Below are 26,999 nucleotides of genomic sequence, written 5' to 3' on the forward strand. Positions count from 1 at the left end.
AGCCCCTGCCGGACTTCTCACAGCCGACCGGTGCCGAGCGGTTGTCCACAGCCACGGAACCCGCGAGTTGTCCACAGGGGAGGCCCGCAGGTTATCCACAGCGGTTGACACCTTACGACGGCCGTCCCACCATGGAATCGCACGGACCGAACGATCGGTCGGGAGAAGGTTCGGGCAGACCCGAAGGTCGAGGGGGACCTCATGGCGACAGCAGCCGCGCACCAGACGGCCGGCACACCGGCGTACGGCGCCCAGGACGGCACCGCGGGCACCGGCGCGGACACAGGCACCGACGCGCACGAGCGTGCCTTCGACGCCGCCGTGGCCGCCGACGAGCGCATCGAGCCCCGGGACTGGATGCCCGACGCCTACCGAGCGACCCTCGTCCGGCAGATCGCGCAGCACGCGCACTCCGAGATCATCGGCATGCAGCCGGAGGCCAACTGGATCACGCGCGCGCCGTCACTGCGCCGCAAGGCCATCCTGATGGCGAAGGTCCAGGACGAGGCGGGCCACGGCCTGTATCTCTACAGCGCGGCCGAGACCCTCGGCACAAGCCGCGAGGAACTGCTGGACAAGCTCCACAGCGGCCGCCAGAAGTACTCCTCCATCTTCAACTACCCCACCCTCACCTGGGCCGACGTCGGCGCCATCGGCTGGCTGGTGGACGGCGCCGCGATCACCAACCAGGTGCCCCTGTGCCGCTGCTCCTACGGTCCGTACGCCCGCGCGATGGTCCGCATCTGCAAGGAGGAGTCCTTCCACCAGCGCCAGGGGTACGAACTGCTGCTGGCCCTCAGCCGCGGCACCCCGGAGCAGCACGCCATGGCGCAGGACGCGGTGAACCGCTGGTGGTGGCCGTCGCTGATGATGTTCGGCCCGCCCGACGACGAGTCGGCGCACTCCGCGCAGTCGATGGCCTGGAAGATCAAGCGCCACTCCAACGACGAACTGCGTCAGCGCTTCGTGGACATCTGCGTCCCCCAGGCCGAGTCACTGGGCCTGACCCTCCCGGACCCGGACCTGAAGTGGAACGAGGAGCGGGAGCACTACGACTTCGGGCCGATCGACTGGACGGAGTTCCGGGAGGTCCTCAAGGGCAACGGCCCGTGCAACGAACAGCGGATAAGTCAGCGCAGGCGCGCCCACGACGAGGGCGCCTGGGTACGGGAAGCCGCCGCGGCCCACGCGGCCAAGCACACCGGCGCCGGTCGCTCCGGTGAGACGGGAGCGAACTGAGCATGCCGAACACCGACTGGCCTCTGTGGGAGGTCTTCGTGCGCTCCCGCCGCGGCCTCTCCCACACCCACGCCGGCAGCCTGCACGCTCCGGACGCGGAGCTCGCCCTGCGCAACGCCCGAGACCTGTACACCCGGCGCGGCGAGGGCGTCTCGATCTGGGTCGTGCCGTCCTCGGCGATCACGGCGTCCTCCCTCGACGAGAAGGACCCCTTCTTCGAGCCGGCCGCCGACAAGCCCTATCGCCACCCGACGTTCTACGAGATCCCGGAGGGGGTGAAGCACCTGTGACGACCACCACGGTTCCCACGGCCGCCGCGCTCGCCCTCGGCGACGACGCCCTGGTGCTCTCCCACCGCCTCGGCGAGTGGGCGGGCCGCGCCCCCGTCCTGGAGGAGGACGTCGCCCTCGCCAACATCGCCCTGGACCTGCTGGGCCAGGCCCGCGTCCTACTGTCGATGGCCGGCGACGAGGACGAGCTGGCGTACCTGCGCGAGGAGCGGGCCTTCCGCAACCTCCAGTTGGTCGAGCAACCGAACGGCGACTTCGCCCACACCATCGCCCGCCAGCTGTACTTCTCCACCTACCAGCACCTTCTGTACGCGCGCCTCGCGGGCGGGGACGGGCCGTTCGCCGGGCTCGCCGCGAAGGCGGTCAAGGAGGTCGCCTACCACCGCGACCACGCCGAGCAGTGGACCCTGCGGCTCGGAGACGGCACGGACGAGAGTCACGAGCGGATGCAGCGGGCCTGCGACGCGCTGTGGCGGTTCACCGGCGAGATGTTCCGGCCGGTGGAAGGCCTGCACGTCGGTGGCGTCGGTGGCGCCGGTGGCGTCAGCGGCGCCGGTGGTGTCGACGGCGGCGACGGGGCGGAGACGATGGAGGCAGCCTGGCTGGAGTCCGTCGGGGCCGTACTGCGACGGGCCACGCTGACCGTCCCCGAAGGGCCGCGCTCCGGGGCATGGACGGCGGGCGCCGGCCGACAGGGGCTGCACACCGAGCCCTTCGGGCGGATGCTCGCCGAGATGCAGCACCTGCACCGCAGCCACCCGGGGGCGTCATGGTGACGGTCACCCCGCTGGAGGCGGAGCTCCTCGCGGTCGCCGGTTCGGTGCCCGACCCCGAACTGCCCGTGCTCACACTGCGGGAGCTGGGCGTGCTGCGCGCGGTTCATGTACGCGACGCCGACGCGGTGGAGGTCGAGCTGACCCCGACGTACACGGGGTGCCCGGCCGTGGAGGCGATGTCGGTGGACATCGAGCGGGTGCTGCACGAGCACGGCGTGCGGGAGGTCACCGTGCGCACGGTACTCACACCCGCCTGGTCGACGGACGACATCACGGCCGAAGGGCGCCGCAAGCTGCGGGAGTTCGGCATCGCGCCCCCGCGTGTCCTGACGGGGGCGGGGTCGTCGGGTCCGGTCACCCTGGCCCTGGGCCCGACACGTACGTATGCCGATCAGTCGGCCCGGCAGCTGGAGGAGTCGGCGGAAGCCGTCCGCTGCCCGCACTGCGGCTCCGCCGACACCGAGTTGCTCAGCCGGTTCTCCTCCACCGCGTGCAAGGCGCTGCGGCGCTGCCTGGACTGCCGTGAACCGTTCGACCACTTCAAGGAGTTGTGATGGCGCGCTTCCACCCGCTCCCGGTGGCCGCGGTGGACCGGCTCACCGACGACTCCGTCGCCCTCACCCTCACGGTGCCGCCGGAGTTGCGCGAGGAGTACCGGCACACGGCGGGACAGCACCTCGCCCTGCGGCGCATGGTCGACGGGCAGGAGATACGGCGGACGTACTCGATCTGCTCGCCCGCGCCCGCGCCGGACGGGGAGGGCCCGGGCGCGCTGCGGGTGGGGGTGCGGCTGGTCGAGGGCGGGTCCTTCTCCACGTACGCGCTGAAGGAGATCAACGTCGGGGACGAGCTGGAGGTGATGACACCGGCGGGCCGGTTCACGCTCGACCCGGCGCCCGGGATGTACGCGGCGATCGTGGGCGGCAGCGGGATCACTCCGGTGCTGTCGATCGTGTCGACGCTGCTGGCGCGGGAGCCCGGGGCCCGGTTCTGTGTGATCCGCAGTGACCGGACGTCCGCCTCGACGATGTTCCTGGAGGAGGTCGCCGACCTGAAGGACCGCTATCCGGAGCGGTTGCAGCTCGTCACGGTGCTCTCCCGGGAGGAACAGCAGGCGGGGCTGCCGTCGGGGCGGCTCGATCAGGAGCGGCTGAGCGGGCTGCTGCCCGCGTTGTTGCCGGTGGAGGGTGTGGCGGGGTGGTTCCTGTGCGGGCCCTACGGGCTGGTGCAGGGCGCAGAGCGGGCGCTGCGGGACCTCGGCGTGCCCCGGGCGCGGATCCACGAGGAGATCTTCCACGTGGACACCGTCGTACCCACGCCCTCAGCCGCGGCACCCGCCCACAGCACGGTGACCGCCCGGCTGGACGGGCGCGGCGGGACATGGCCGGTGCAGGACGGGGAGTCCCTCCTGGAGACGGTGCTGCGCAACCGGTCCGACGCCCCGTACGCCTGCAAGGGCGGGGTGTGCGGCACCTGCCGGGCCTTCCTGGTCTCCGGTGAGGTCCGTATGGACCGCAACTTCGCGCTGGAGCGGGAGGAGACGGAGGCGGGGTATGTGCTGGCGTGCCAGTCGCATCCGGTGACGGAGAGGGTGGAGCTGGACTTCGACCGCTGAACCGAGCCTCCGCCCGGGCCTCCCGTACCGCCGCCCAGTCCTCCCGCACCACCCGTGCCTCCCGCACCGCCCAGACCTCCCGCGCCGCGCGGGCCTCCCGTGTCCCCGGGCTGAGGGCATTCCTGGGCATTCCCTTCTTCTAGAACCTGTTCTATCTTGACGGGCCGTCAGGTCAGTGGATCCGCCGGGAGGACAGGACCGTGGACTTCACCTTCAGCGAGGAGCAGCAGGCGGCAGCCGAGGCGGCGCGGGGGGTGTTCGCCGGGGTCGCGCCCGACGGCGTGCCCAGTCCCTCGCTGACTCGGGGCGCCGTTGCCGACGACTTCGACCGGGCGCTGTGGGCCAGGCTCGCGGAGGCGGATCTGCTGAGCCTGCTGCTCGGGGAGGAGTTCGGCGGGGCGGGTCTCGACGCCATCGCGCTGTGTCTGGTGCTGCGGGAGTCGGCGAAGGTGCTGGCACGGGTGCCGCTGCTGGAGAGCAGCGCGGCTGCCGCGGCCGTACAGGCCTACGGGAGCGAGGAGTTGCGGGAGGAGCTGCTCGCGCGGGTGGGGCGGGGCGAAGTCGTGCTGACCGTCGCCGCGCACGGCCGCACCGGTCATGACCCGGCCGAGCGGGCGGTGACCGCGCGGCAGGAGGGCGGGGTGTGGGTGCTGGACGGGGTGCAGACGGCGGTGGCGTGGGCACACAACGCCGACTTCGTCCTCGTCCCCGCGCACACGGGCGCCGACCGGAGCGTTCTCGCCCTGATCCCCCGCGTGCACGACGGGGTCGTCGTTGCCGAGCAGGTCTCCACGACCGGTGAGCGGCTCGGTGAGCTGCGGCTGGAGTCGGCGCGGATCGCGGGCCGGAACGTCATCGACGCCGACGGGGCGTGGGAGTGGCTGCGGGAGTTGCTGACCACGGGGACGTGTGCGCTGGCCCTGGGGCTGGGGGAGAACGTGCTGCGGATGACCGGCGAGTACACCGGTAAGCGGGAGCAGTTCGGGTTCCCCGTCGCGACGTTCCAGGCCGTCGCCGTGCAGGCCGCCGACCGGTACATCGACCTGCGGGCGATGGAGGCCACGCTGTGGCAGGCCGCGTGGCGGATCGCCTCGGGGGCGCCGGGTGCGCTGCCCGCCTCCGGTGACGTGGCCGTGGCGAAGATCTGGGCGGCGGAGGGCGTACGGCGGGTCGTGCAGACGGCACAGCATCTGCACGGGGGGTTCGGCGCGGATGTGGAGTACCCGTTGCACCGGTACCACGCCTGGGCCAAACACCTGGAGCTGGCGCTCGGCCCGGCCGCGGCGCACGAGGAGGCGCTGGGCGACCTGCTCGCGGCCCACCTCCTCGGCTGACGAGGCCCGCCCTCTCAGCTGCCGAGCCGCGCCAACGGCTCCCGAGCCTCAGAGCACGTGGCCCGGCTGACCGTCGTCGGTGAGGACCGGGCGGCCTGCGGCCTGCCACACCTGCATGCCGCCGTCGACGTTCACGGCGTCGATGCCCTGCTGGACGAGGTACATCGTGACCTGGGCCGAACGGCCGCCGGAACGGCAGATCACATGGACGCGGCCGTCCTGCGGGGCGGCCTCGGTCAGCTCGCCGTAGCGGGCCACGAACTCGCTGATGGGGATGTGCAGCGCGCCTTGGGCGTGACCGGCCGTCCACTCGTCGTCCTCGCGGACGTCCAGCAGGAAGTCGCCGTCCTTGAGGTCGCCGACCTCGACCGTGGGCACACCAGCTCCGAAACTCATGCCTCCGACGCTACCCGACGCACGGTCGGGGCACGGCGCGGGCCGCCTTGCTCGCTGAGGCACCACGACGCTGAGGGAGACGCCTGAGGGCGACGCTCACGCGAGCATCGCCGCCAGTTCGGCCTCGCGCTGGGCGACCTCGGCCAGGAGCTTCTCGGCGATCTCGTCCAGGAGACGGTCCGGGTCGTCCGGCGCCAGGCGGAGCATCGCGCCGATCGGGCCCTCCTCCAACTCCTTCGCCACGAGCGCGAGCATCTCCTTGCGCTGGGCCAGCCATTCGAGGCGGGCGTACAGCTCCTCGCTGGGGGTCGGGCCGGGCTCCTTCGGCACGGGACCGGCCGCCCATTCCTCGGCGAGTTCTCGCAGCAGGGCCTCGTCGCCACGGGCGTAGGCGGCGTTGACGCGGGTGATGAATTCCTCACGCCGTCGGCGTTCCGCGTCCTCCTGGGCCAGGTCGGGGTGGGCCTTGCGGGCCAGTTCGCGGTAGAGCTTGCGGGCCTCCTCGCTGGGCCGCACCCGCTGCGGGGGCTGCACCGGCTGGTCCGTGAGCATCGCGACGGCCTCGGGGTACAGGCCCTCGCCGTCCATCCAGCCGTGGAACAGCTCGTCGACGCCGGGCATCGGCAGCACCCGGGCCCGTGCCTCGTCAGCCTTGCGGCGGTCCTCGGGGTCACCGGTGCGGGCGGCCCTGGCCTCGGCGATCTGGGCGTCCAGCTCGTCGAGGCGGGCGTACATGGGGCCGAGCTTCTGGTGGTGGAGGCGCGAGAAGTTCTCGATCTCGACGCGGAAGGTCTCCACCGCGATCTCGTACTCGATCAACGCCTGTTCCGCGGCCCGCACGGCCCGCTCCAGCCGCTCCTCGGGACGGGACTGCTCAGCTTCCGGGGTGGTCACCCGAACAGCGTAGGCCACGGGTGCGGCGACCACCCAAGTCCACCGGGGCGCCGCCGGTCATGTCGCTGCTCTCTCACACCTCCCGTGCCTCAGGACAGTCCACCGCCACCCATTCCGCCGTGAGGTCGCGGCAGGCCACGACGAGGTTGCCGGGGCGGCAGGCGATCTCATGGGTGCAGCCGTCGGGGTGGGGCAGGACCTCGTCGAGGATGACGTCACCGAGGTCGGCCAGGTCGCAGACGTCGAGGACGTCCGCCTGGAATCGGGAGACGCCGGTGTACCGGATGACCAGGTCCTCGTGGTGCTTCCAGCAGTTGTGGCCGAAGTGGAGCTCTATCGTGTCGTCGCCGGTGCGGCGTGCCTCCCGGGGCTTGAGATCCTTCACGCACCGCTTGCCCTCGAAGTCGTAGTGGTCGGGGTCGGTGGCGAACGCGCGTGCTCCCGGGGGCAGGCTGTCCGCGAGGACGGGCAGCCGCTCCAGGTAGGGGTGAGGGTTGATGCCGCCCCTCCTCCCGAGGATCACCGCGTCGAGGTCGACGTACTTCACAGGGCGCCCCTCGTCGTCATACGCCCATCTCCGCCGCGATCCTTCCCTCCCGCACCGCCTGCACCAGCTCGGCGTGGTCGGCCTCCGTGCGGTCGGCGTAGGCGACGGCGAAGTCGGCGATCGCCTCGTCGAGTTCCTCGCTCTTGCCGCAGTAGCCCGCGATCAGGCGCGGGTCGGCGCTGTGGGAGTGGGCGCGGGCCAGGAGGGCGCCGGTCATGCGGCCGTAGTCGTCGACCTGGTCGGCGGCGAGGGCCGCGGGGTCGACGCTGCCCTTGCGGTTGCGGAACTGGCGGACCTGGAAGGGGCGGCCGTCGACCGTCGTCCAGCCCAGCAGGATGTCGCTGACCACCTGCATACGCTTCTGCCCGAGGACCACGCGGCGCCCCTCGTGGTCGACGGACGGCGCCTCGAAACCGGCGCTCACCAGGTGCGGCACCAGGGCGGACGCCCGCGCCTCCTTCACCTGGAGCACCAGCGGTTCGCCTCGGTGGTCGAGGAGCAGCACCACGTACGAGCGGGTGCCCACGCTGCCCGTGCCGACTATGCGGAAGGCGACGTCGTGCACCGCGTGGCGGGCCAGGAGGGGGTGGCGGTCCTCGGAGAGCGTGGTCAGGTACGACTCCAGGGACGCGGCCACGGCGGCCGCCTCAGCGTCCGGGATGCGCCGCAGCACGGGCGGGGCGTCGACGAAGCGCCGGCCGCCGTCCCCGGTCGGCTCGGTGGACTTGGCCGCGAAGCGCCCGCTGGTGTTGGCCCGCGCCTTCTCGGAGACCCGTTCCAGCGTGCCGAGCAGATCGTGGGCGTCGGTGTGGGAGACGAGTTCCTCGTCCGCGATGGCGTTCCACGCGTCGAGGACCGGGAGCTTGGCCAGCAGCCGCATCGTGCGGCGGTAGGCGCCGACCGTGCCGTGCGCCGCCTTGCGGCAGGTGTCCTCGTCGGCGCCGGCCTCCCGGCCCGCCAGCACGAGGGACGCGGCGAGCCGCTTGAGGTCCCACTCCCACGGTCCGTCGACCGTCTCGTCGAAGTCGTTCAGGTCGATGACGAGGTCGCCGCGCGCGTCGCCGTACAGGCCGAAGTTCGCCGCGTGGGCGTCACCGCAGATCTGGGCGCGGATCCGGGTCATGGGGGTGCGGGCGAGGTCGTACGCCATGAGGCCCGCGGAACCGCGCAGGAACGCGAACGGGGTGGCCGCCATACGGCCCACCCGGATCGGTGTGAGCTCGGGGAGGCGGCCCTGGCTGGACTCCTGCACCGCCGCGACCGCGTCCGGGCGGGAGGAGTCGAGGTCGAGGATGTTGTGCGACCCGCGTGGGACGCGCCGCCGCAACGCCTTTCCCTCCTCCTTGGGCGAGCCGGGCGAGCCCTGCGGCCGCTCTCCCTTGTGCGAGCCCTGCGCGGGCCACTGGGCGAACCCGCCCACCCGCGGGAGCCGACGCCCCGGCTCCGAAACTCCCGTGTCACCGACCTCGGTCATGACGACCGCCTCCCCCGAACATGCGCCCACCGCGACGCGAACATCAACTCGTGCAGACCGTACAACCCGTGGCCGAAACGCGTCAGACCCTGTGGACAACCCCGGCTCTGTGGAAAACCCCGTATACGCGCGCGCTACCCCACACGCAGAGGAGCCCCGGCGTCCCAGCCGGGGCTCCTCCCCATCACACAACCCTCACCCGTCAACCGACTTCCCCGTCCTCGCCCTCGCACGCCCCCCACCTCGTTTACGCAGTTTTTGAGCCAAGCCTCGGCAAAATCCTTTGCCTACGGCAACTAACAGAATGAAGACTTTCGGTTGCCCTGTGCATGCAAAACGGCTGCGAGACAGCGAAGGAAGCCGAGGACGCGGATGACGACGAGGCCCACCTCCGCAGACACGCCGATGACCCACCGGCAGATCATGGAAGCGCTGACCGGCCTGCTCCTCGGCATGTTCGTCGCGATCCTGTCGTCGACGATCGTCTCCAACGCCCTGCCGCACATCATCAGCGACCTCGGCGGCGGCCAGAGCGCCTACACCTGGGTCGTCACCGCCTCCCTCCTGACGATGACGGCGACCGTCCCGCTGTGGGGCAAGCTGGCGGACCTGTTCTCCAAGAAGCTGCTGGTCCAGCTGGCGCTGCTGATCTTCGTGTGCGCCTCCGCGGTGGCCGGCCTGTCGCAGAACCCCGGGATGCTCATCGCCTGCCGCGCGGTCCAGGGCCTCGGCATGGGCGGTCTGACCTCGCTCTCGCAGATCATCCTGGCGGCGATGGTCCCCCCGCGCGAGCGCGGCCGCTACAACGGCTACCTCGGCGCCACCTTCGCCACCGCGATGGTGGGCGGACCACTGATCGGCGGGGTCATCACCGACACCAGCTGGCTCGGCTGGCGCTGGATCTTCTACATCGGCGTACCGTTCGCCGTCCTCGCCCTGATCGTCCTCCAGCGCACCCTGCACCTGCCCGTGGTCCGCCGCGAGGTCAAGGTCGACTGGGCGGGCGCCTTCTTCATCACCTCCGGGGTCTGCCTGCTGCTCCTGTGGGTGACCTTCGCCGGCGACAAGTACGCCTGGCTGTCCTGGCAGACGTACAGCATGGTCGGCGGCACGTTCGTGCTCCTCGCGCTCTTCCTGCTCACGGAGACGCGCGCGAGCCAGCCGATCATCCCGCTGCGCCTGTTCCGCAACCGCACCATCGCCCTGGCGGCCCTGGCCTCGCTGTTCGTCGGCGTGGCGATGTACGTCGGGATCATCTACTTCAGCCAGTACTTCCAGCTGGCTCGCGGCAAGTCGCCGACCATGTCCGGCGTCATGACCATCCCCATGATCGTGGGCCTCGCCGGCGCCTCCACGGTCTCCGGCCGGATCATCACCCGCACCGGCCACTGGAAGCTCTGGCTGCTCTGCGGCGGCACACTGATGACCGCGGGCCTCGGCCTGCTGGGCACCATCCGCTACGACACCGTGTACTGGCACGTCGCGATCTTCATGGCACTGCTCGGCCTCGGCATCGGCATGATGATGCAGAACCTGGTCCTGGCCACGCAGAACCAGGTGGAGGCCGACGACCTGGGCGCCGCCAGCTCCACGGTGAACTTCTTCCGCTCCCTCGGAGGCACCCTGGGCACCTCGGCACTGGGCGCGATCCTCGCGCACCGCATCCGCCACTACCTCACCGACGGCCTCGCCGGCCTCGACCCGAAGTACTCCGCCGCGCTGCGCTCCGCCGGCTCCGACACCATCCCGGACGTCCACACCCTCCCCGGCCCGCTGCGCGCACTCGTCGAGAGCTCCTACGGCCACGGCATCGCCGACATCTTCTTCTACGCCGCGCCCTTCGCCCTGGTCTCCCTGTTCGTCTGCCTGTTCATCAAGGAGGTCCCGCTACGGACCAAGGGCGCACCGGCCGGAACACCCGCCCCGGCGCCCGCGACACCGACGGGAGCCCAAACAGCCGCCCCAACGCCCGCGACACCGACGGAAGCCTCCACACCCGCCCCGAGCGTCGGCACCCCGATCCGGGGCCACATCCGCGCCACCACCGACACTCCCGTCCCCGGTGCCGCCCTCACCCTCGTCTCCCTCACCGGCCGCCAGCCGGCCCGCACGACCGCCGGCTCCGACGGCTCCTTCGCCCTCGACGCGCCCGGCCCCGGCGGCTACGTCCTGATCGCCTCCGCCGACGGCCACCAGCCGCGCGCCTCCACGGTCGTGGTGAGCGACGACGAGCCGGTCGCGTACGACGTCCTGCTGAGCGGCAGCAGCGGCCTGACCGGCACCGTACGGGCCGCGCGGACCGGACTGCCCGTGAAGGACGCCCTGGTCCTGGTCACCGACGTGCACGGTGACCTGCTCGCCACCCACACCACCGGCGAGCAGGGCGACTTCACCTTCGCCGACCTGGCCCCGGGCCCCCTCACGGTCGCCGTCAACGCCGCCGGGCACCGGCCGCGCGCCCTGCCCGTCGAGGTCGGCGCCACGGGGCTCACCCGCGTCGAGGTCGACCTGGACGCCGGAGTCCAGGTTCAGGGTGTCGTACGCACCGCGCACGGGCCGCTCACCGACGCGCGCGTGACCCTCGTCGACGCGGCCGGCAACGTGGTCGGCACCTCCACGACCGGCACGGACGGGGCGTACGCCTTCACCGACCTCGACGGCGGCACGTACACGGTCATCGCCACGGGATATCCCCCGGTCGCCACCGCGCTGACCCTGGACGGCCACGGCGTCGACGACCACGAGATCGAACTGGGCCACCCGGGCGCTTAGGGGGTGCCGGTCGGACTCACATCGCGCACCCTGGGCCCGGCTATGACACCGGCTGCGCACACCACCCCGCGATGACATCGCGCGCCGCCGCCTGGGTGGCGTCCTTGTCGAAGCGGTCCGTGTGCCAGGTCGTCGAGCGCAGGTCGCCGCGGTCGCGGTAGGTGCGCATGATGCGTACGTGGTCGTGGCGGGCGACGAAGCCACGCAGGGCCTCTTCGTCTCGCCACACGGAGACCGACCCGGAGCGCGAGCGCAGGAGGCCGGGGGCGGACCAGAGCCAGAGCCCGATCGCACCCTCGACGTCGTCCCAGGTCCGGCGCAGGGCGACGCCCGCGATGTTGACGCCGATGGCGGTCCAGGGGCGGTGCGGGGCGAAGTCGGTGACGCTCACGACGGCCGCCGCGCCGCCGGGGTCGTCGCCGAGGCCCGTGTGCTCGGCCGGGCCGGGCTTCCACGGGGCGAACCAGACAGTGGCCGACATGGCGTCTCCTCTCGATCCCCCCGGATCGGACCTGGACCTGACCCGCACCCCTAAAACTGTACGGTCGGTCGTGCTAATATATCAGGCCTCTGACGCCTGATCGAGGAGCAGCGAGCATGAAACCCACCGAGGCAGTTGCGAGCACCGTCCTCAACACCGCCTCCCTTGTCTCGGGACGGCTGGCGGGCAAGGGCGCGTTCACCCTGTTCCACATGCCGCTCGTGCGCAGCGGGCTGCGGTCCTCCGAGCGCGAGCTGTTCGAGAAGGCGAGTGTCGACCGCGTGGACGTCGGCGGCGGCAAGCACGCGGTGACCTACCGCTGGGGCGACGGCAGCCGGCCCGTGCTGCTGGTGCACGGCTGGCAGTCGCGCGCCTCCCGGCTGTCCGACTTCGTCCCGGGGCTGCTCGACCGCGGCCACAGCGTCATCACCTTCGACGCCCCCGGCCACGGCGACGCGAACGGCCGCAGCACCACGATCCTCGAGTACCGCGACACCGTCTCCGCGCTGCACGACCAGTACGGCACGTTCGAGTGCCTGATCGCCCACTCGATGGGGGTCCTGGGGTCGTTCTACGGGCTGAAGCACGGGGTGAAGGCGCAGAAGATCGTCACCATCAGCGGGGTCTGCGACTTCGACTACCTGGTCGAGGAGTTCTCCTCCGAGCTCAAGGTCCGCGACGGGCTCAAGGCGCGGCTGCGCGACGAGATCCGCGCGAATCTCTTCCCCGACATGCCTCTGGACGAGGTGCCGTTCTCCCTCACGAACATGACCGGGATCGTGCGCGCGCCGCTCCTGGTGATCCACGACGAGGACGACACCAGGATCAGGGTGACGCAGGGCCGCCGGATCGCCGAGGCCTTCGGTGACCAGGCACGACTGATCGTCACGAGCGGGCTCGGGCACCGGCGGATCCTCGGTGACGCGGAGGTCGTACGGACCGTTCTGGACTTCGTGGCCCAGGGTCCGGAACCGGCCGGGGAGGCGGACCCGCACGCGGTCGTCATGGACTGAGCGCTTCCGTTTCGTCGATCAATAACCGCACGAACGTCCGCTCATTCGCTACAATGTTGACGCCTCAACGGTGCCGAGAATGTCCGGCCCCAGGAGAGTAGGTGCACATGGGCGTGGCAGGAACGCAGGCCGACGGCCGGATCGCGCGCGGCAACCAGACCCGTCAACTGATCCTCAGACGCGCGGTGGAGATCGCCTCGGTGGAGGGTCTCACGGCGCTGTCCATGGGACAGCTCGCGAGCGAGCTGAACCTGAGCAAGAGCGGTGTGTTCGCGCTGTTCGGCTCCAAGGAGGACCTCCAGCTCGCGACGATCCGTACGGCCATCACCGTGTATCTGGAGCACGTGGTCCAGCCCGCGCGCGACCTGCCGGCGGGCATCGGCCGCCTGTGGCGTCTGTGCGCGGGGTGGCTGACGTACTCCCGGGAGCGGGTGTTCCCCGGCGGCTGCTTCTTCTACTCGGTCTCCGCCGAGTACGACGCCCGCGAGGGCAAGGTCCACGACACGCTCGCCGCGGCCCGCTCCAACTGGTTCTCCTACCTGGAGCAGACCGCGCGGGAGGCCCAGCTGGCGGGTGAGCTGGCGGACGACACGGACGTCCCGCAGCTCGTCTTCGAGCTCGTGGCGTTCCTGGAGATGGCGAACGCCGAGTCCGTTCTGCACGACGACTTCACCTGCTACGAGAAGGCGGAGAAGGCCGTGCTGAGCCGCCTGCGGACCGCCGCCACCGACCGGTCACTGCTGCCGGCCACTCCGTGACGCCACGCCCCGGCGCGAGCCGGAAAGAGGGCGGCGGCCCGCTCACCCCGAGCGGGCCGCCGCCCTTTGTGCCCCGCGCTCGCCGTCACGCTCCGACGGCGTGCACACCGCCGTCGACATGCACGATCTCCCCCGTCGTCCGGGGGAACCAGTCGGACAGCAGGGCGACGACGGCGCGGGCCGTCGGTTCGGGGTCGGAGAGGTCCCAGCCGAGCGGGGCGCGGGTCTCCCAGACCTCGCGGAAGGTCTCGAAGCCGGGGATGTGCCGGGCAGCCATCGTCTTGATCGGGCCGGCCGCGACGAGGTTGCAGCGGATGCCACGCGGGCCGAGGTCACGGGCGACGTAACGGGAGGTGGCCTCCAGGGCCGCCTTCGCCACGCCCATCCAGTCGTACGCCGGCCAGGCCGTGCTCGCGTCGAAGTCGAGGCCCACGATCGATCCGCCGCGCTCCTCCATGAGCGGCAGGCACGCCATGGCCAGCGACTTGAAGGAGTACGCGGACACCTCGACCGCGGTCGCGACGGAGTCCCAGCCGGTGGCGAGGAAGTTGCCGCCCATCGCGTCCTGCGGGGCGAAGGCGATGGAGTGCACGACACCGTCGAGGCGGGCGTCGCCGCCCACCCGCTCCTGGATCCGGCCGGCCAGGCTCTCCAGGTGGCCCTTGTCCTGGACGTCGAGCTCGATGAGCGGGGCCGGCTTCGGCAGCCGTCGGGCGATCCGCTCGACGAGGCCGAGTCGGCCGTATCCGGTGAGGACCACCTCGGCGCCCTGTTCCTGGGCGAGGCGGGCGGTGTGGAAGGCGATCGAGGACTCCATCAGGACGCCCGTCACCAGGACGCGCTTGCCCGCGAGAAGACCGCTCATCGTGCCGTCACCTCGACCTTCCGTTCGTCGGACGCGGGTTCCCCACCGGTGAGGAACCGGGAGATCGTGTCGACGACGACAGGGGCACCGAGGATCCGCCGGTGTCCGAGCCTGCGGGTGACGACCAGGCGCGCCCGCCCTTCGAAGGCCCCGGCGATCCGCTCCGCCTGCTCCGCGCCGACCGCCTCGTCGTTCTCGTCGTGGATCAGCAGCAGCGGGACGCGCACGTGCGAGGCGTGGTGGAGGAGCGAGAAACGCGTCCACATGTCCTCGCCCGGGTACAGGTCCCGCTCCAGGCGGTGGCGGATCTCGTACTCCAGCCGCGGCCCCAGCGCCATGTGGGCGCAGAACGAGTCGACCAGGTACGAGAAGTCCGGCACGGAGCTGATCCCCACGATCCGGTCGGTGCGCAGCCCCTCCGGCAGTGACAGGAAGAGGGCCAGGACGCCGAAGGAGTGGCCCACGACGGCCTCGAAGTCGCCGTGCGCGGCGTGCAGTCGCGCGATGATGGCGCGGTACTCCACGAGGGTCGTGCTGTCGCCCTCGGACTCCCCGTGCCCGGGCGCGTCGAAGGAGACCGGGCTGTAGCCGAGCTCCACCAGCCGGGTGATGAGCTTCGCGTAGCGCGAGGCGCGCGACTCCCAGCCGTGCACCAGCAGCACCGGGCGCTCCCCGCTGCCCCAGGCGTAGGTGACGACGGCCTTGCCGTCGATGCTCAGCTCGCCGGTCCGCGCGCTCTCGGTGACCGCCCGCTCGTCGGGCCGGGGCCTGCTGCGCCCTTGAGGCCGTCGGAAGAGATCGAACATCTTCTCCCCCTCGGCGCTCAGGACCGGATCGACGGCCGCCGTAGCGAGATCCATGGCAAGCCCTCCAGATCGTTCAATGGGTGCGAGATACTAGCACGATCGTTCGCTCATATTTATGGGGATCAGTCTGACGCACAGGACTAGAAAAGTAAACGCACGGTCGTGCTAATGTGCCGCCGTCAGCACTCCCGCTTGGAGGACGACATGACGACGCTCTCGCATCCCGCCCCCCGCCCCACGGAGACCGCGGTGGCGGACCGGCAACCCGGCCCGAACCAGTGGATCAAGGATCACCTGGACTCGGTGATCGACGCCGCGGCACTGGCCCACGGAGACCGCCGAGACGCCCGCCCCGGGACGGGGGCGCGGTCATGACCGGCACGAACACCGCACCGCGCCTCGGTATGGCGATCGCCTCCGGCATGCTCAAGGGGGTCTACGGCCACGGTGTCCTGTCCGCCTTCGAGGAGCGCGGACTGCGCGCCGACGTCTACGGCACGGCCTCGTCCTCGGGGCTGTCCGGCGGCCTCGCCGCTGTCGGCCGGGCCCGTCAGGTCGGCGTGGACTATTGGCTGGGCGCCGCCGCTGCCGCCGTCGACAGAGGCATGAGCAGCGTGGCGCTCGACAGCATCGCGGAGTACGGGCCCACCCTGCGCGAGGGCCTCTTCCGGCCCGGCGCCCCCGAGTACCTGCTCGCCACCAGTAAGGTCACCGACGCGGCCGCCGCCGAGACCACCCAGGGCCCCGGCGCGAAAGCCCTAGGCCGGCAGCTGCTGCGCAACATCTTCACCGGGGACCGCGGTTGGGTCGAGCAGAACCTGGCCCCCGTCGTCTTCTCCTCGCACGCCGTGCCCGGCGACGGCCGCCCGCGCCTGACGCCGGAGAACTACGACGCCGTCGCCTACGCCTCCACGCGCATGCTGCACGCCTGGAAGATCCCCGCCGAGGTCGACGGGGAGGCGTACGTCGACGCCTCGTACACCTGCTCCTGCCCGGCGCGCGAGGTCGCCGCCCGGGGTGTGGACGTGCTGATCGCGATCGGCTCCGACCCGTTCCCGCTCTTCCGGGACCTCTACGCGTCCGAGGAGATCGTCGACGGCTCCGAGCTCGACGGGGCCCGCGTCCTCGTCGTCAAGCCGGAGGAGGACCTGAAGAGCCTGGGCGTCGACTACGCCACCGCGACCGCCGAAGGACTCACCAAGGCGTACGAGATCGGGCTCGACGCCGGACACCGCTTCGTGGACGGGCACCCCGAGCTGCTCGCCGCACCGACCGGACACCAGGAGGGCGTCGCGTGACCCACGTCGTCACCGAACAGTGCGTGCGCTGCAAGTTCGCCGAGTGCATCACCTACTGCCCCGTCGCCTGCTTCCGCGAGGGCGACACCTTCCTCGTGATCGACCCCGAGGAGTGCATCGACTGCGGCAACTGCGTGGAGGCGTGCCCGGCCGACGCGATCTACCCCGAGGAGGAACTGCCCCCGGAGCTCCAGCCGGCCCTCGAGTGGAACGCCCGCCTGGCCACGCTGCTCCCCCTGGCCACCACGGACGTCGCCCCCCTCGCCGACGGCGAGGCCTGGGTCGGCCGCCCGGACAAGTGGCGCACCCTCGCGGCGGAACAGGCTCCCCATGCCGGCTGTCCCTGACCAGAGCGTCGGCGTCCAGACCTTCGACGTCCGGACCGTCGACGCCCCGGGCACCGACGGTCGGGGCGTCGACGGTCCGAGCACCGCCGACCCGAGCTTCGACGCACCAGGAACCAACGCCCCGAGCATCAACACCCCAAGCATCACCAGCCACACCTTCGCGCACCTGTTGCACGAGCGGGCCCGGCGTACGCCGGGTGCCCTCGCCTACCGGTTCGTCGCCGACGACGAGAGCGCGCAGGAGATCACCTACGCGCAACTGGACGAGCGGGCCCGCGCAGTGGCTGCCGGGCTGCTCGCGCGCGCGAAGGACCGGCCCGAGCCCGCCCTGCTGCTGTACGCGCCCGGACTGGACTACCTCGCCGGGCTGTTCGGCTGCTTCTACGCCGGAGTTCCGGCGGTCCCGGCCTTCCCGCCGGACCCGTTCCGGCTGGCGCGGACCCTGCCCCGGCTCGCGGCGATCATCGAGGACGCCGGCGCCGACACCGTGCTGACCACGTCGGACATCGCCCCGCTCATCACCGACTGGCTGGCGACCGCGGTGGAGGACCGAGCCCCCCGGCTGCTCGCCACCGACACGCTCGACGGCGCCGGGTCCGTCACCGCTCCCGCTCCGGGGCGTCTCGCGCTGCTCCAGTACACCTCGGGCTCCACCTCGCTGCCGCGCGGTGTGATGCTCGGCCACGACCGGCTGCTCGGCAACTGCCGTGACATCGCGCGGGGGTTCGGGATCCGCCCGGACAGCGCCGGCGCCCTCTGGCTGCCGCCGTACCACGACATGGGGCTGATCGGCGGCATCCTCACCCCGCTGTTCATGGGCGTGCCCACGACGCTGATGTCCCCGGTGACGTTCCTGCGCCGTCCGGCCGCCTGGCTGCGCATGGTCTCCCGGTACGGCGCGACGATCACCGGCGCCCCCAACTTCGCGTACGACCTCTGCCTGCGCCGTGTGACGGACGCCGACGCCGAAGGGCTCGACCTGTCCGGGGTCGAGCTGACCTTCACCGGTGCCGAGCCGGTGCGGGCGGACACGATGGCACGGTTCGGGGAGCGCTTCGGCCCGTACGGATTCCGCGCAGAGTCGTTCTACCCGTGCTACGGGCTCGCCGAGGCCACCCTGTTCGTGACCGGCGGCACGCCGGGCGAGGGCCGGCGCGAGGCGCGCATCGGGCGCGACGCGTTGGAGGCGCGGGGCGTGGCCCGTCCCGCCGCCCCGGGGACGGACGCGCGGACGCTGGTGAGCTGCGGGCCGCCCGGCCCGGACACCAGGCTGCTGATCGTCGATCAGGTCAGCCGGGAGCCGCTCGCGGACGGCACGGTCGGCGAGATCTGGGTCGCCGGCCCCGGTGTCGCCGACGGCTACTGGCGGCGGCCCGAGGAGACCGCCGAGACGTTCGGCGCGACCACGGCGGACGGCGACGGACCGTATCTGCGCACCGGTGACCTCGGGTTCCTGCTGGACGGTGAGCTGTTCGTGACGGGACGGCTGAAGGACCTGATCGTCGTCAACGGGCGCAACCACCACCCGGTCGACATCGAGCGGGCCTGCGAGGCCGCGGTCCCCGGGATCCGGCGCAACTGCGGCGCTGCCTTCGCCGTCGAGGGCCCGGCGGGGCAGCCCGAGCGCCTGGTGGTGGTCTACGAGGCCGACCCGGCCCCCGCGGAGCAGGCCGAGGAGCGGTACGCGGCACTGCTGGACGGCATCGGACGGGCCGTCTCGGCGGAGGTGGGCGTGACGCCGTACGCCGTGGTGCTGGTGCGGCCGCGCACGGCACCGAAGACCTCCAGCGGCAAGGTGCAACGGTGGCTGGCCCGTCGGCAGTACCTCGCCGGCGAGCTGGAGGAGCTGGCGCGACAGCAGCAGACCCGGCCCGCGGGCCGACGGGACGACCACACCTACGAAGGGGCCGGACGATGATCGTCAAGGTCAGGGGCATCCTGCTCCGCTTCACCGACTACCGGACCGAGATCGAGGTCGACGGCGACACCGTGCGCGCCGGACTCGACCGGCTCACCGAGCGCTACCCGAACCTCGGCGAGGTCCTGCTCGACCGCGAGGGCGCGGTGCGCGCGACCCATCTGATCGCCCTCAACGGCGAACGGCTCACCCAGGACGAACTCGACCACGAGGCCACCGAGGACGACCGCGTCGACATCGTCACCGCCATCTCCGGAGGCTAGGGCCTGTCGTTTGGATCACGCCGCAGACGCGGGGGCTGGCACGCACCTCTGCCGCGTTGTCGTCGGTTGCCGATGCTCCGCATCGACGCCCTCCTCCGCCTTGCAGAGGCACGCCCCAGACCCCGCTCACCGGCACCGAACAGCACCGTCACTTCCCTGCGACCTGATCCAAACGAAAGGCCCTGGAAACCGATGCCGCGCAGCTCCACGTTCGAGGCCGTGCTCGACGCGAGCCTGTTCACGCCGACGCAGTTGCAGACCGTCTCGGTCGCGCGGCTGGCGTTCCAGGCGGGCACCCGCTGGCTGCGCGACCACGTGTGCAGCCACCGCGTCCTGGTGCGGGAGCACCGGGTCGGATTCGTGCTGTGGTCCTGGCAGTTGGAGTACGACCGGCCGCTGCAGTTCCTGGACGCCGACGAGGCCCTCGTCGACGTACGGGCGCGGGTGCGCGGGCCGCGTTCGTCGCAGCTGGAGGTGGAGATGACGCTCACCGGGCCCGCCGGGGTCGCGGTGCGCAGCCGGGCCGCCTCCGTGCCGCTGCGGCTCAGCGGCGACGAGGCGCTCTCCGGGGCGCCCGCCCCGCTGCCGGACACCGTGCTGGCCGCCTTCCGCGACGACGAGGTGGAACGCACCCCGCACCTCTCGCCCGTCCGCTCCCTGTGGGCCGGCCTCCGGCGCGACGGCGAGAAACTCGCCGAGGGCACCGTGCCCGTACGGGTCCACCGCCACCAGTGCGAGGTGGCCGACCAGTGGTTCTGGGCCGAGACCCTCGGCTTCGCCGGCGGCGCCCGCGAGGAGCTGGTGCTCCGGCACGGCGGCGAGGCCCCGCTGCTGCGCCGCGCGCTCGCCGACGGCATCCGGCGCGTCGACGTCACCTGGCTGCGCGCCGGTCAGCTGTGGGACCTGCTCCAGGTCCGCACGACCGCCTACCGGCACGGCGAGGACCTGGTGTTCGTCCACGAGATCGCACCCGACGGGGAGGCCGCCGGGGAGCCGTACGCGATCGTGGTGGAGCGGGCATGACCTCCACATTCACCTCCCGGTTCATCTCCACGTCCACCTCCACGTCCACCTCCACGTTCGACCGCGCGGAGGCGCTGGAGCAGGCGCTCGGCTGCCCCTTCGACCCGGACACCGGCATGTCACTGGCCGGGGGCCTGCGCGCCGACGAGTCCGAGAGCGAGCCCACCGAGGCCTACGAGGCGGCCTGGGCCGCGGGACTGCACCGGGACCTGGTCCCGGTCTCCGACGGCGGCCGGCTCGACTCCTTCGAGTCGTTGACCGCCGTGGTCCGCGCGGTCTCCCGGCGCGACCTGGCCGTCTCCATCGGCCTCGGCTCCACGTTCCTCGCGGCCGCGCCGGTGTGGATCTGGGGCGACGAGGGGCAGCGGCGCCGGGTCGCCGAGCTGGTCCTGGCCCGCGCCTGGGGCACCGCCGGGATCAGCGAGGAGGCCGCGGGCAGTGATCTGCTGGCCACGGCCACCCGCGCCGTCCCGCACCCGGGCGGACACGTGCTGAACGGGCGCAAGTGGCTGGTCGGCAACGGCAGCCGCTCGGCGTTCGCCACCGTCCTGGCCGCCTCCGACCCCTCGTACGGGCTGTTCCTGCTGGACTTCGAGAGCCTCGGCGAAGCGGGCGTGCGCAGACTGCCCAAGGTGCGCACGCTGGGGCTGCGCGGGCACGACCTGAGCGGCTTCGTCCTCGACGACTGCCGGGTCGGCGCCGACGCCGTGCTCGGCCGGCCGGGCCGCGGCATCGAGATGGTCTCCGGGATGCTCCAGTTCACCCGCACCCTGGTCGGTGCCGCCGGTCTCGGCGCGGCCGACACCGCCCTGCGCATCGCCCTGCGCCACGCCCGTACCCGCGTGCTCTACGGACGGCCCGCGTCGGCGCTGCCCCCGGTGCGGGCGCTCCTCGCGCGCGGCTTCGCCGACCTGCTGGTGGCCGAGTGCACCGAACTGGCGGCGGCCCGCGCCCTCGACGTGGCCCGGCAGCGGACGGCGCTGTGGTCCGCCGTGGCGAAGTACGTCGTACCGGGACTCTGCGTCGACAGCGTGGCCGCGAGTGCCGAGGTGCTCAGCGCCCGCGCCTACCTGCGCGAGGGCGTCGCGGGCGGAGCCTTCCAGAAACTGCGCCGGGACCTGGCGGTGACGCCGGTGTTCGAGGGCACCGAACTCGTCCAGCTCGACACCGTGCGAGCGCAGGTGAGCAGCGCGGCCCGCCGACGCGGGGCGTCCCCGAAGCTGCCCCTGCCGCTGCTGTACGGCTTCGGCGACCCGGTGACCTCCCCCGCACCGCGCGAGCAGCGCCCCGCGCTCACCTTCGGCGGCGCCGACGAGGTGGTCGACCTGCTGGACGAGACGGTCGAGGCCCTGGGCGACGCCGACCTGGCCGGGCTCGCCCGCCGTCTCCTGCCCGTCCGCGACGAGGCACGGGCCGTGCTGCACGCGCGCGGCGCCCACCGCACGGACGAGGCCTACGAGGCGGCGCGCCGGCACTGCCTGGTGCACGCGGCCGCCTGCTGTCTGCACACCTGGCTGCACCGCCGCACCGCGCTCGGCGGTCTCGCGGCCGAGCCCGCCTGGCTCTCGGTCGCGCTGCGCCGGGTCCTGGCCCGGCTCGGGCAGCCCGTCGAGACCGACCCGGCGGCCGAGGAGCTGCTGGTGCGCCGCCTGGAGGACCTCGACGACACCGACCGCGCGTTCTCGCTCGTACCTCTGCGGCTCGCGCCGCAGCACCGGGCACCGACCTCGTAGGAGTACGCCATCACCACGACACCCGCCAAGGCCGCTGACCACGCCGTCGACACCGTGGACGACTGGCTGGTCCCGCTCCTGCTCGAACTGCTCGGCCGGGACGAGGAACTGCCGCTGGACCGCACGCTCGCCGAACTCGGCCTCGACTCGCTCACCGCCGCCCAGCTCTCCGTGGAGGTCGAGGAGCGCACCGGCGCCCACATCCCGCTGGAGCGCTTCCTCGGCGACGAGACCCTGGACGACCTCACGCGCGCGGTCCGGGAGGCGGCGGCGTGACCACGCGGGCCCATGCGGTCGACATCATGAACCGGGGTGTCCCGGGGCACCGCACCCTCGACGCGGAGGTCGGCGAGGTCCGGCGCGAGGCCCGCGAGCGGTTCGCGCGCTTCGTGCTGGAGGAGGTCAACCCCGGCACCCACTTCCGCAACCACACCCGACGGCCCCTCGACAGACGGCTGTTCGAACGGGCGGGTGAGCTCGGTCTGCTGCGCTTCTCGCTGCCCGAGGCGGTCGGCGGCGAAGGGCGGGACAAGCTCGCCTGGGGCGTGGTCGTCGAGGAGACCGCCCGCCTCTCCCGCGACCCCGGTTTCGCCGTCCTGCTGGACATCAGCGTCGAGATCGCCGAGCTGCTCCTGTCGAGCGGCCGACGCGAACTCATCGACCGGTACGTGCCCGACCTCATGGCCGGGCGCCGCTTCGGGGTGCAGGGCGCCTACGAGAACCTCGACCCCTACGACTACCGCTCCACCGCCCGCCTGGAGGGCGACGTGTGGGTGCTCAACGGGGCGAAGCGGTTCCTGGCCGGGGCCAGGTTCGCCGACCTGTTCCTGCTCTTCCTGCGCGACGAGGCCTCCAACGACATGCTGGCCTTCGCCGTCGAGAAGGACGACCCGGGGGTCACCGCGCTCCCCATGGACACCATGGGCCTGCACACCATGGGCCTCGGCCAGGTGCTGCTGCACGACGTACGGCTGCCGCAGTGGCGGCTGGTGTGGCGGGCGGACGCGCTCAGCGAGCTCAACACGTACGCGCGGATCCGCCGCACGATGAGCGCGTGCGGGGTGCTGGGCGCGCTGGACGGCGTCGTCGACTCGTGCGTGGAGGCGCTGTCCGCGCGGCGGCGGGGCGGACGCCCCGTGCTGGAGTACACCAACGTCGAGCGGACGGTCGGCGAGATGCGGATGCTGCTCCAGAGCGCCCGGGCGAGCGTCCACCGCGCCCTCGACGGCACCCGCTCCCCCGACCGCGACCCCCACTTCGACGAGTTCGCCACGGTCGCCAAGCACCAGGCCGCCGACTGCGCCCTGCGCATCAGCCACCTCGTCATGGGCCTCCAGGGCGGCGAGGCCTACATGTCCGCCTTCCCCTGGGAACGCTTCACCCGCGACGTCCTCGGCCTCGTCTCCGGCCAGGGCTCCCAGGAGACCCTCCTGATCCAGCTGGGCCAGCGGTCCATCACGGCCCTGGAGGGCGACCGCGTCCGCGAGGAGGCGGCGGAACGGGCCGTCACCGTACTGGCGGACCAGTGGTGGACGCTGCACGCCGTGGCGGCGAGGGAGGAGACGGAAGAGTACGCGCGGCCGGTGCGGGCGTTGCTGGAGGCGGCGCGCCTGCCCGCGACCGACGCGGAGGCGCGGACGCGGGTGGGCGTGCTGCTCGACCAGGCGCACGCGCTGCTCGCCGATGTCCGGGCCGGCCGGCCTCCCGAGGTGCTCCCGGTCGGCCCGGAGGGGCTGTTCGAGGGGCAGCTCGGGAAGGTGGCCGCCGGGGCGTGGCGGTTCGTCGCCTGTGTCGTGGCGTACGAGTCGGGGCTGTTGGCACGGCTGCTGCGGGCGCGCACCGCGCGGGAGGCGGCCGCGGATCTGCCCGTGGCGTTCGCCGAGGAACTGCTGGCACTGCTGGCGGACACCGGTGTCGTACGGCACGACGGTGACGAGCGCTGTGTGCTCGCCCCGGGCCTGGAACGGGTCGTCGTGGGCGGCGGGCGGACCCTGGCGTTCGCCGCGCGGCTGCGCCGGGCCCTGACCGGGAGTGCCCAGCTGCGGACCGGTGCTCGGGCCGTGGCGCGCGAGCCCGTCCCGGGGTGCGGGGGTGAGGCCGCGGTGCTCGCGGACGTGCTGGTGGGTTCCCTGCTCGGGCGGTTGGAGGGGCTGGCCGTCGCCCTCGACCGCCCCGGCGCGTGGGTGGGCTGCGCGGCCGACGACGACGGCAGGACCGCCGCCGAACTGACCCGTCAGATCCCGTTCGTGCCGGTGCTCGACGACCCGGATCTCGCCCGGGCCGACCGTCTCGCCCTGGCCTGGCTGCCCGTCGGCGGCCTGACCACGGACGCCCTGCGCAAATCCGTGACGTCGGCGGCCCAGGCACTCGTGCCCGGCGGCTGGCTCGTCCTGCCCTGCCCCCTCGCCCCCAAGCGCCCCCTGGGCGCCGCCGCCCTGCACCTGGCCCTCACCGTCACGGACGCCACCGCCCCGACGGACGACGAGGTGACACACGCCCTGCGGGAGGCCGGCCTGAGCCACATCCGCGTGGCGTGGGAGGACCGGGCGCTGGGGCTGCGCCTCATCGCGGCCCGGCGCCCGTAGGGGCGCTGCCGGCCACCATCGCACCCGCAGCCGAACACATCGGGGGCGGCCGAACCTCCGGCCGCCCCCGACTCCGTACCGAGCCCCTCAGACCGCCACGGCCTCCCGCTTCGCGCGCGCCGCCCGGATGCCCTCGCGCCGATCCGTGAACGACGTCGCCTTCTTGTCCAACTGGGCGACGAACGCGGCGAGTTCCTCCCGCGCCGCCTCACCCTCCGCGCCGAACCCCTCCCGCTCGAAGACACGCAGCTTGCGCAGGACGGGCATGACGACGCTGTCGTGGTGGAGGCGCAGGTCGTAGATGCCGGCGATGGCGATCTCTGCGGACTTGCGCCCGAAGTCCTTGATGGTGGAGCCGGGCATCTCGAAGCCGACGACGACGTCCCGCACGACCTGCATGGCGGTGTCCGGCGTGAGTTCGAACGCGGCCTCGACGAGGTTGCGGTAGAAGACCATGTGCAGGTTCTCGTCCGCGGCGATCCGCGCGAGCAGCGCGTCACACCGCGGATCGGTGCTGACCTGCCCGGTGTTGCGGTGGGAGATGCGCGTGGCGAGCTCCTGGAACGCGGCGTAGGCGATCGCGTGGAGCGCGCTGAAGTTGTCGGGCCGGTCGTAGCCGCCCGACATGTGCACCATGCGGGCGCGTTCCAGGGCCTTGGGGTCGACGGCCCGGGTGACCAGGAGGTAGTCGCGCAGCGCGGTGCCGTGCCTGGCCTCCTCGGCCGTCCAGCGGTCGACCCACGTGCCCCACGCGCCGTCCTTGCCGAACTCGGCCACCGCGAAGTGGTAGCCGGGCAGGTTGTCCTCCGTCAGCAGATTGACCACCAGGGAGGTGCGGGCCACCTCCGGCAGTGTGGCCTCGTCCTCGGTCCACGCCTCCCCGCCGAGGCGGCCGTCGAACGTACGGCCCTCGCTCCACGGGATGTACTCGTGCGGAAACCACTCCTTGGCGACGCCGAGATGGCGGTGGAGGTTGTCCTCCACCACCGGTTGCAGTTCGGCCAGCAAGGAGTGCTCGGCTCTCGCGACAAAGCGGTCGGATCGGTCGATGGGTGGCATCGTGCTCTCTTCTTCACATCGTCGCGGGAGCCGTCGACTCCCGTCGCAGACCTGACGGTTACGTGTTCTGTGCGGACCGGGACCGGATCGCGGGCGCCGCCACGGCGGCAGCCACGGCCCCGATGGCGCAGGCGAGGAACACCTGCAGATAGCCCTCGTCGTCGAGGACGTCGTAGTGCTCGAGGATGGCCGCGAGGGCGGCGATACCGAGGGCGCCACCGATCTGGCGGGTCGTCATGAGCAGACCGGTGCCGGAGGCGAAGCGCTGCGGCGGCAGCGAGGCCGTCGCCGCGTTGGAGATCGCGGTCAGCGCCGCACCGATGCCGATGCCGGCCAGGATGCCGATGGGCAGCCAGACCGCGGCGTACTGCTTCTCGGTCCCGAGCAGCAGGTACATCGCGGCGCACGAGGCACCGAAGAGCGCGGAGCCGATGGCGACCGCCAGCCACTGGCTGGCCGGACCGACCCGGCGGCCCACGATCATGGCCCCGATCGCGGCGGCGAACGCACCCGGCGTCACCGCGAGACCGGCCTTCAGCTCCGAGTAGCCCCACACCGCGTTCAGGAAGAGCAGGGAGCTCAGCAGGTACGAGTACATGGCCGCGCCGAAGAGCAGCGAGGTGACATTCGTGGCGGCGAAAGAGCGGCTGCGCCACAGGTCCAGCTCGAGAGCGGGCGCGGAGTGCCGCTTGGAGAGCAGCAGCGCCACCGCCAGCAGCACGGCACCACCGATCAGCAGGCCGAGCACGCGACCGCTGCTCCAGCCCCACTCGGTGCCCTGCGTCACGCCGAACACGACACCGCCGACGCCCAGCGCCAGAGCAAGGGTGCCGAGAGGGTCGGGCAGCTTGCGCCCGGTCGGCGCGTCACCGACCAGCTTGGCCGCGCCGAACAGGATCGCCAGCCCGATCGGCAGGTTGATCAGGAAGACGCTGCGCCAGCCCCAGACGTCCACAAGGAGTCCGCCGAGGCTCGGACCCACGGCGGCGGCCATGCTGCCGACGGCGCCCCAGACACCGATGGCCACCTGACGGCGGGCCGGGGGCGTGTGCTGGAGGACCAGCCCGAGCGCCGAGGGAATGAGCCCGGCGGCACCAACACCCTGGAGGGCACGTGCGGCGATGAGCATCGGCACACCCGCGGCGAGCCCGCTCAGCAGCGAGGCCACGATGAACACGGCCGTGGACCACAGGAACAGCTTCTTGCGGCCGATGACGTCGGCGACCCGGCCGGCCACGGCCAGCAACGCCGCGAACACGACGGTGTACGCCGTGACGACCCAGGTCAACTGGGACAGCGAGGCCTTGGGAAAGTCGGCACGCAGATCGGAGAAGGCGATGTTCACGACCGTGGTGTCGAGCACGGCGAGGAACGTGGCGCCCGAGGCGACGAGCAGGGCGAGCTTGGCCGCGGCCGCGGCCGCGGCGGAGGTCCGCGCCTGCTCGGCGTCCTCCGCCTGCTCTGTCTTGGCCGGACCGGCGTCCGACGAGTGGGGTGAGGCGGTCGTCATGCG

At 72.3% G+C, this 26,999-nt stretch carries 27 protein-coding genes; 18 read left to right on the forward strand and 9 right to left on the reverse strand.

Going from position 1 to position 26,999, the window contains the following annotated elements:
- The first annotated feature begins 201 nt into the window (after positions 1–201).
- The 6 genes from paaA (at position 202) to ACGFNV_RS32530 (ending at position 5,254) form a co-directional block, all read left to right on the forward strand.
- Complete coding sequence (gene paaA, locus ACGFNV_RS32505; RefSeq protein ID WP_393627390.1) at positions 202–1,239, forward strand: 1,2-phenylacetyl-CoA epoxidase subunit PaaA; 1,038 nt, start codon at positions 202–204, stop codon at positions 1,237–1,239.
- Between the two features lie 2 nt (positions 1,240–1,241).
- On the forward strand, positions 1,242–1,529 hold the full coding sequence (gene paaB, locus ACGFNV_RS32510) for a 1,2-phenylacetyl-CoA epoxidase subunit PaaB (protein WP_393627392.1): 288 nt from the start codon (positions 1,242–1,244) through the stop codon (positions 1,527–1,529).
- A complete protein-coding gene (gene paaC / locus ACGFNV_RS32515; protein ID WP_393627394.1) occupies positions 1,526–2,305 on the forward strand; it encodes a 1,2-phenylacetyl-CoA epoxidase subunit PaaC in 780 nt (259 codons plus the stop codon). The genes paaB and paaC overlap by 4 nt, the downstream gene beginning before the upstream one ends.
- Positions 2,299–2,859 carry a 1,2-phenylacetyl-CoA epoxidase subunit PaaD gene (gene paaD / locus ACGFNV_RS32520; protein ID WP_393627396.1) on the forward strand — a complete coding sequence of 187 codons (561 nt, stop codon included), beginning with the start codon at positions 2,299–2,301 and terminating at the stop codon, positions 2,857–2,859. Before paaC ends, paaD begins: the two co-directional genes overlap by 7 nt.
- Positions 2,859–3,920, forward strand: a complete 1,062-nt coding sequence (locus tag ACGFNV_RS32525) for a 2Fe-2S iron-sulfur cluster-binding protein (RefSeq protein WP_393627398.1) — start codon at positions 2,859–2,861, stop codon at positions 3,918–3,920. The genes paaD and ACGFNV_RS32525 overlap by 1 nt, the downstream gene beginning before the upstream one ends.
- A 200-nt stretch (positions 3,921–4,120) precedes the next feature.
- On the forward strand, positions 4,121–5,254 hold the full coding sequence (locus ACGFNV_RS32530) for an acyl-CoA dehydrogenase family protein (RefSeq protein WP_393627400.1): 1,134 nt from the start codon (positions 4,121–4,123) through the stop codon (positions 5,252–5,254).
- 48 nt (positions 5,255–5,302) lie between these two features.
- Here the strand turns inward: ACGFNV_RS32530 and ACGFNV_RS32535 are convergent, their stop codons facing one another.
- The 4 genes from ACGFNV_RS32535 to ACGFNV_RS32550 form a co-directional block, all read right to left on the reverse strand.
- Positions 5,303–5,632 carry a rhodanese-like domain-containing protein gene (locus tag ACGFNV_RS32535; RefSeq protein WP_393627773.1) on the reverse strand — a complete coding sequence of 110 codons (330 nt, stop codon included), beginning with the start codon at positions 5,630–5,632 and terminating at the stop codon, positions 5,303–5,305.
- Positions 5,633–5,746: 114 nt separating this feature from the next.
- Positions 5,747–6,544: a hypothetical protein gene (locus tag ACGFNV_RS32540; RefSeq protein WP_133928095.1), complete on the reverse strand. Its 798-nt coding sequence runs from the start codon at positions 6,542–6,544 to the stop codon at positions 5,747–5,749.
- A 73-nt stretch (positions 6,545–6,617) separates the two neighbouring features.
- Positions 6,618–7,091 carry a hypothetical protein gene (locus ACGFNV_RS32545; RefSeq protein WP_393627402.1) on the reverse strand — a complete coding sequence of 158 codons (474 nt, stop codon included), beginning with the start codon at positions 7,089–7,091 and terminating at the stop codon, positions 6,618–6,620.
- 16 nt (positions 7,092–7,107) lie between these two features.
- Positions 7,108–8,565 carry a DUF2252 domain-containing protein gene (locus ACGFNV_RS32550; RefSeq protein WP_393627404.1) on the reverse strand — a complete coding sequence of 486 codons (1,458 nt, stop codon included), beginning with the start codon at positions 8,563–8,565 and terminating at the stop codon, positions 7,108–7,110.
- A gap of 405 nt (positions 8,566–8,970) precedes the next feature.
- Between ACGFNV_RS32550 and ACGFNV_RS32555 the strand changes: the two genes are divergently transcribed.
- Positions 8,971–11,337, forward strand: coding sequence for an MFS transporter (locus ACGFNV_RS32555; RefSeq protein ID WP_393627775.1), 2,367 nt, complete (start codon positions 8,971–8,973; stop codon positions 11,335–11,337).
- A gap of 40 nt (positions 11,338–11,377) precedes the next feature.
- Here the strand turns inward: ACGFNV_RS32555 and ACGFNV_RS32560 are convergent, their stop codons facing one another.
- Positions 11,378–11,818, reverse strand: a complete 441-nt coding sequence (locus ACGFNV_RS32560; RefSeq protein WP_393627406.1) for a hypothetical protein — start codon at positions 11,816–11,818, stop codon at positions 11,378–11,380.
- 116 nt (positions 11,819–11,934) lie between these two features.
- On the opposite strand from ACGFNV_RS32560, the gene ACGFNV_RS32565 reads away from it, so the two are divergent.
- Both ACGFNV_RS32565 and ACGFNV_RS32570 read left to right on the forward strand, forming a co-directional pair.
- Positions 11,935–12,831 carry an alpha/beta fold hydrolase gene (locus ACGFNV_RS32565; protein ID WP_393627408.1) on the forward strand — a complete coding sequence of 299 codons (897 nt, stop codon included), beginning with the start codon at positions 11,935–11,937 and terminating at the stop codon, positions 12,829–12,831.
- A 113-nt stretch (positions 12,832–12,944) separates the two neighbouring features.
- The gene (locus ACGFNV_RS32570) at positions 12,945–13,589 is read left to right on the forward strand and encodes a TetR/AcrR family transcriptional regulator (protein WP_393627410.1); all 645 of its coding nucleotides are present in this window, start codon (positions 12,945–12,947) and stop codon (positions 13,587–13,589) included.
- A gap of 85 nt (positions 13,590–13,674) precedes the next feature.
- Here the strand turns inward: ACGFNV_RS32570 and fabI are convergent, their stop codons facing one another.
- Complete coding sequence (fabI, locus tag ACGFNV_RS32575) at positions 13,675–14,454, reverse strand: enoyl-ACP reductase FabI (protein ID WP_393627412.1); 780 nt, start codon at positions 14,452–14,454, stop codon at positions 13,675–13,677.
- Positions 14,451–15,314: an alpha/beta hydrolase gene (locus tag ACGFNV_RS32580; protein WP_393627413.1), complete on the reverse strand. Its 864-nt coding sequence runs from the start codon at positions 15,312–15,314 to the stop codon at positions 14,451–14,453. Before ACGFNV_RS32580 ends, fabI begins: the two co-directional genes overlap by 4 nt.
- A 150-nt stretch (positions 15,315–15,464) precedes the next feature.
- Here ACGFNV_RS32580 and ACGFNV_RS32585 point away from each other — a divergent pair, with 150 nt between their 5' ends.
- From ACGFNV_RS32585 to ACGFNV_RS32625, 9 genes are all read left to right on the forward strand, one after another.
- Positions 15,465–15,635 carry a hypothetical protein gene (locus ACGFNV_RS32585; RefSeq protein WP_393627415.1) on the forward strand — a complete coding sequence of 57 codons (171 nt, stop codon included), beginning with the start codon at positions 15,465–15,467 and terminating at the stop codon, positions 15,633–15,635.
- Positions 15,632–16,558 (forward strand): hypothetical protein, encoded by a 927-nt coding sequence (locus ACGFNV_RS32590; protein ID WP_393627417.1) that lies wholly within the window; start codon positions 15,632–15,634, stop codon positions 16,556–16,558. Before ACGFNV_RS32585 ends, ACGFNV_RS32590 begins: the two co-directional genes overlap by 4 nt.
- Positions 16,555–16,905, forward strand: coding sequence for a 4Fe-4S dicluster domain-containing protein (locus tag ACGFNV_RS32595; protein ID WP_393627419.1), 351 nt, complete (start codon positions 16,555–16,557; stop codon positions 16,903–16,905). The genes ACGFNV_RS32590 and ACGFNV_RS32595 overlap by 4 nt, the downstream gene beginning before the upstream one ends.
- Entirely contained in the window at positions 16,889–18,823 is a 1,935-nt protein-coding gene (locus ACGFNV_RS32600) for a fatty acyl-AMP ligase (RefSeq protein ID WP_393627421.1), read from the forward strand. The genes ACGFNV_RS32595 and ACGFNV_RS32600 overlap by 17 nt, the downstream gene beginning before the upstream one ends.
- Positions 18,820–19,086 carry a MoaD/ThiS family protein gene (locus ACGFNV_RS32605; protein ID WP_133928084.1) on the forward strand — a complete coding sequence of 89 codons (267 nt, stop codon included), beginning with the start codon at positions 18,820–18,822 and terminating at the stop codon, positions 19,084–19,086. Before ACGFNV_RS32600 ends, ACGFNV_RS32605 begins: the two co-directional genes overlap by 4 nt.
- A 192-nt stretch (positions 19,087–19,278) precedes the next feature.
- Positions 19,279–20,109 (forward strand): acyl-CoA thioesterase, encoded by an 831-nt coding sequence (locus ACGFNV_RS32610; RefSeq protein WP_393627423.1) that lies wholly within the window; start codon positions 19,279–19,281, stop codon positions 20,107–20,109.
- Positions 20,106–21,842 (forward strand): acyl-CoA dehydrogenase family protein, encoded by a 1,737-nt coding sequence (locus ACGFNV_RS32615; protein WP_393627425.1) that lies wholly within the window; start codon positions 20,106–20,108, stop codon positions 21,840–21,842. Before ACGFNV_RS32610 ends, ACGFNV_RS32615 begins: the two co-directional genes overlap by 4 nt.
- A gap of 54 nt (positions 21,843–21,896) precedes the next feature.
- Complete coding sequence (locus ACGFNV_RS32620) at positions 21,897–22,118, forward strand: acyl carrier protein (RefSeq protein WP_393627427.1); 222 nt, start codon at positions 21,897–21,899, stop codon at positions 22,116–22,118.
- Positions 22,115–24,427 carry an acyl-CoA dehydrogenase family protein gene (locus tag ACGFNV_RS32625; protein ID WP_393627429.1) on the forward strand — a complete coding sequence of 771 codons (2,313 nt, stop codon included), beginning with the start codon at positions 22,115–22,117 and terminating at the stop codon, positions 24,425–24,427. Before ACGFNV_RS32620 ends, ACGFNV_RS32625 begins: the two co-directional genes overlap by 4 nt.
- Before the next feature lie 87 nt (positions 24,428–24,514).
- On the opposite strand, the gene ACGFNV_RS32630 is transcribed toward ACGFNV_RS32625, so the two are convergent.
- Together ACGFNV_RS32630 and ACGFNV_RS32635 are read right to left on the reverse strand one after the other, a co-directional pair.
- The gene (locus ACGFNV_RS32630) at positions 24,515–25,486 is read right to left on the reverse strand and encodes an acyl-ACP desaturase (RefSeq protein ID WP_393627430.1); all 972 of its coding nucleotides are present in this window, start codon (positions 25,484–25,486) and stop codon (positions 24,515–24,517) included.
- 58 nt (positions 25,487–25,544) lie between these two features.
- Complete coding sequence (locus ACGFNV_RS32635) at positions 25,545–26,996, reverse strand: DHA2 family efflux MFS transporter permease subunit (protein WP_393627432.1); 1,452 nt, start codon at positions 26,994–26,996, stop codon at positions 25,545–25,547.
- Between the last annotated feature and the right edge of the window lie 3 nt (positions 26,997–26,999).

Origin of the sequence: Streptomyces sp. NPDC048751 (genome assembly GCF_043198595.1) — a bacterium.
Lineage (GTDB): Bacteria > Actinomycetota > Actinomycetes > Streptomycetales > Streptomycetaceae > Streptomyces.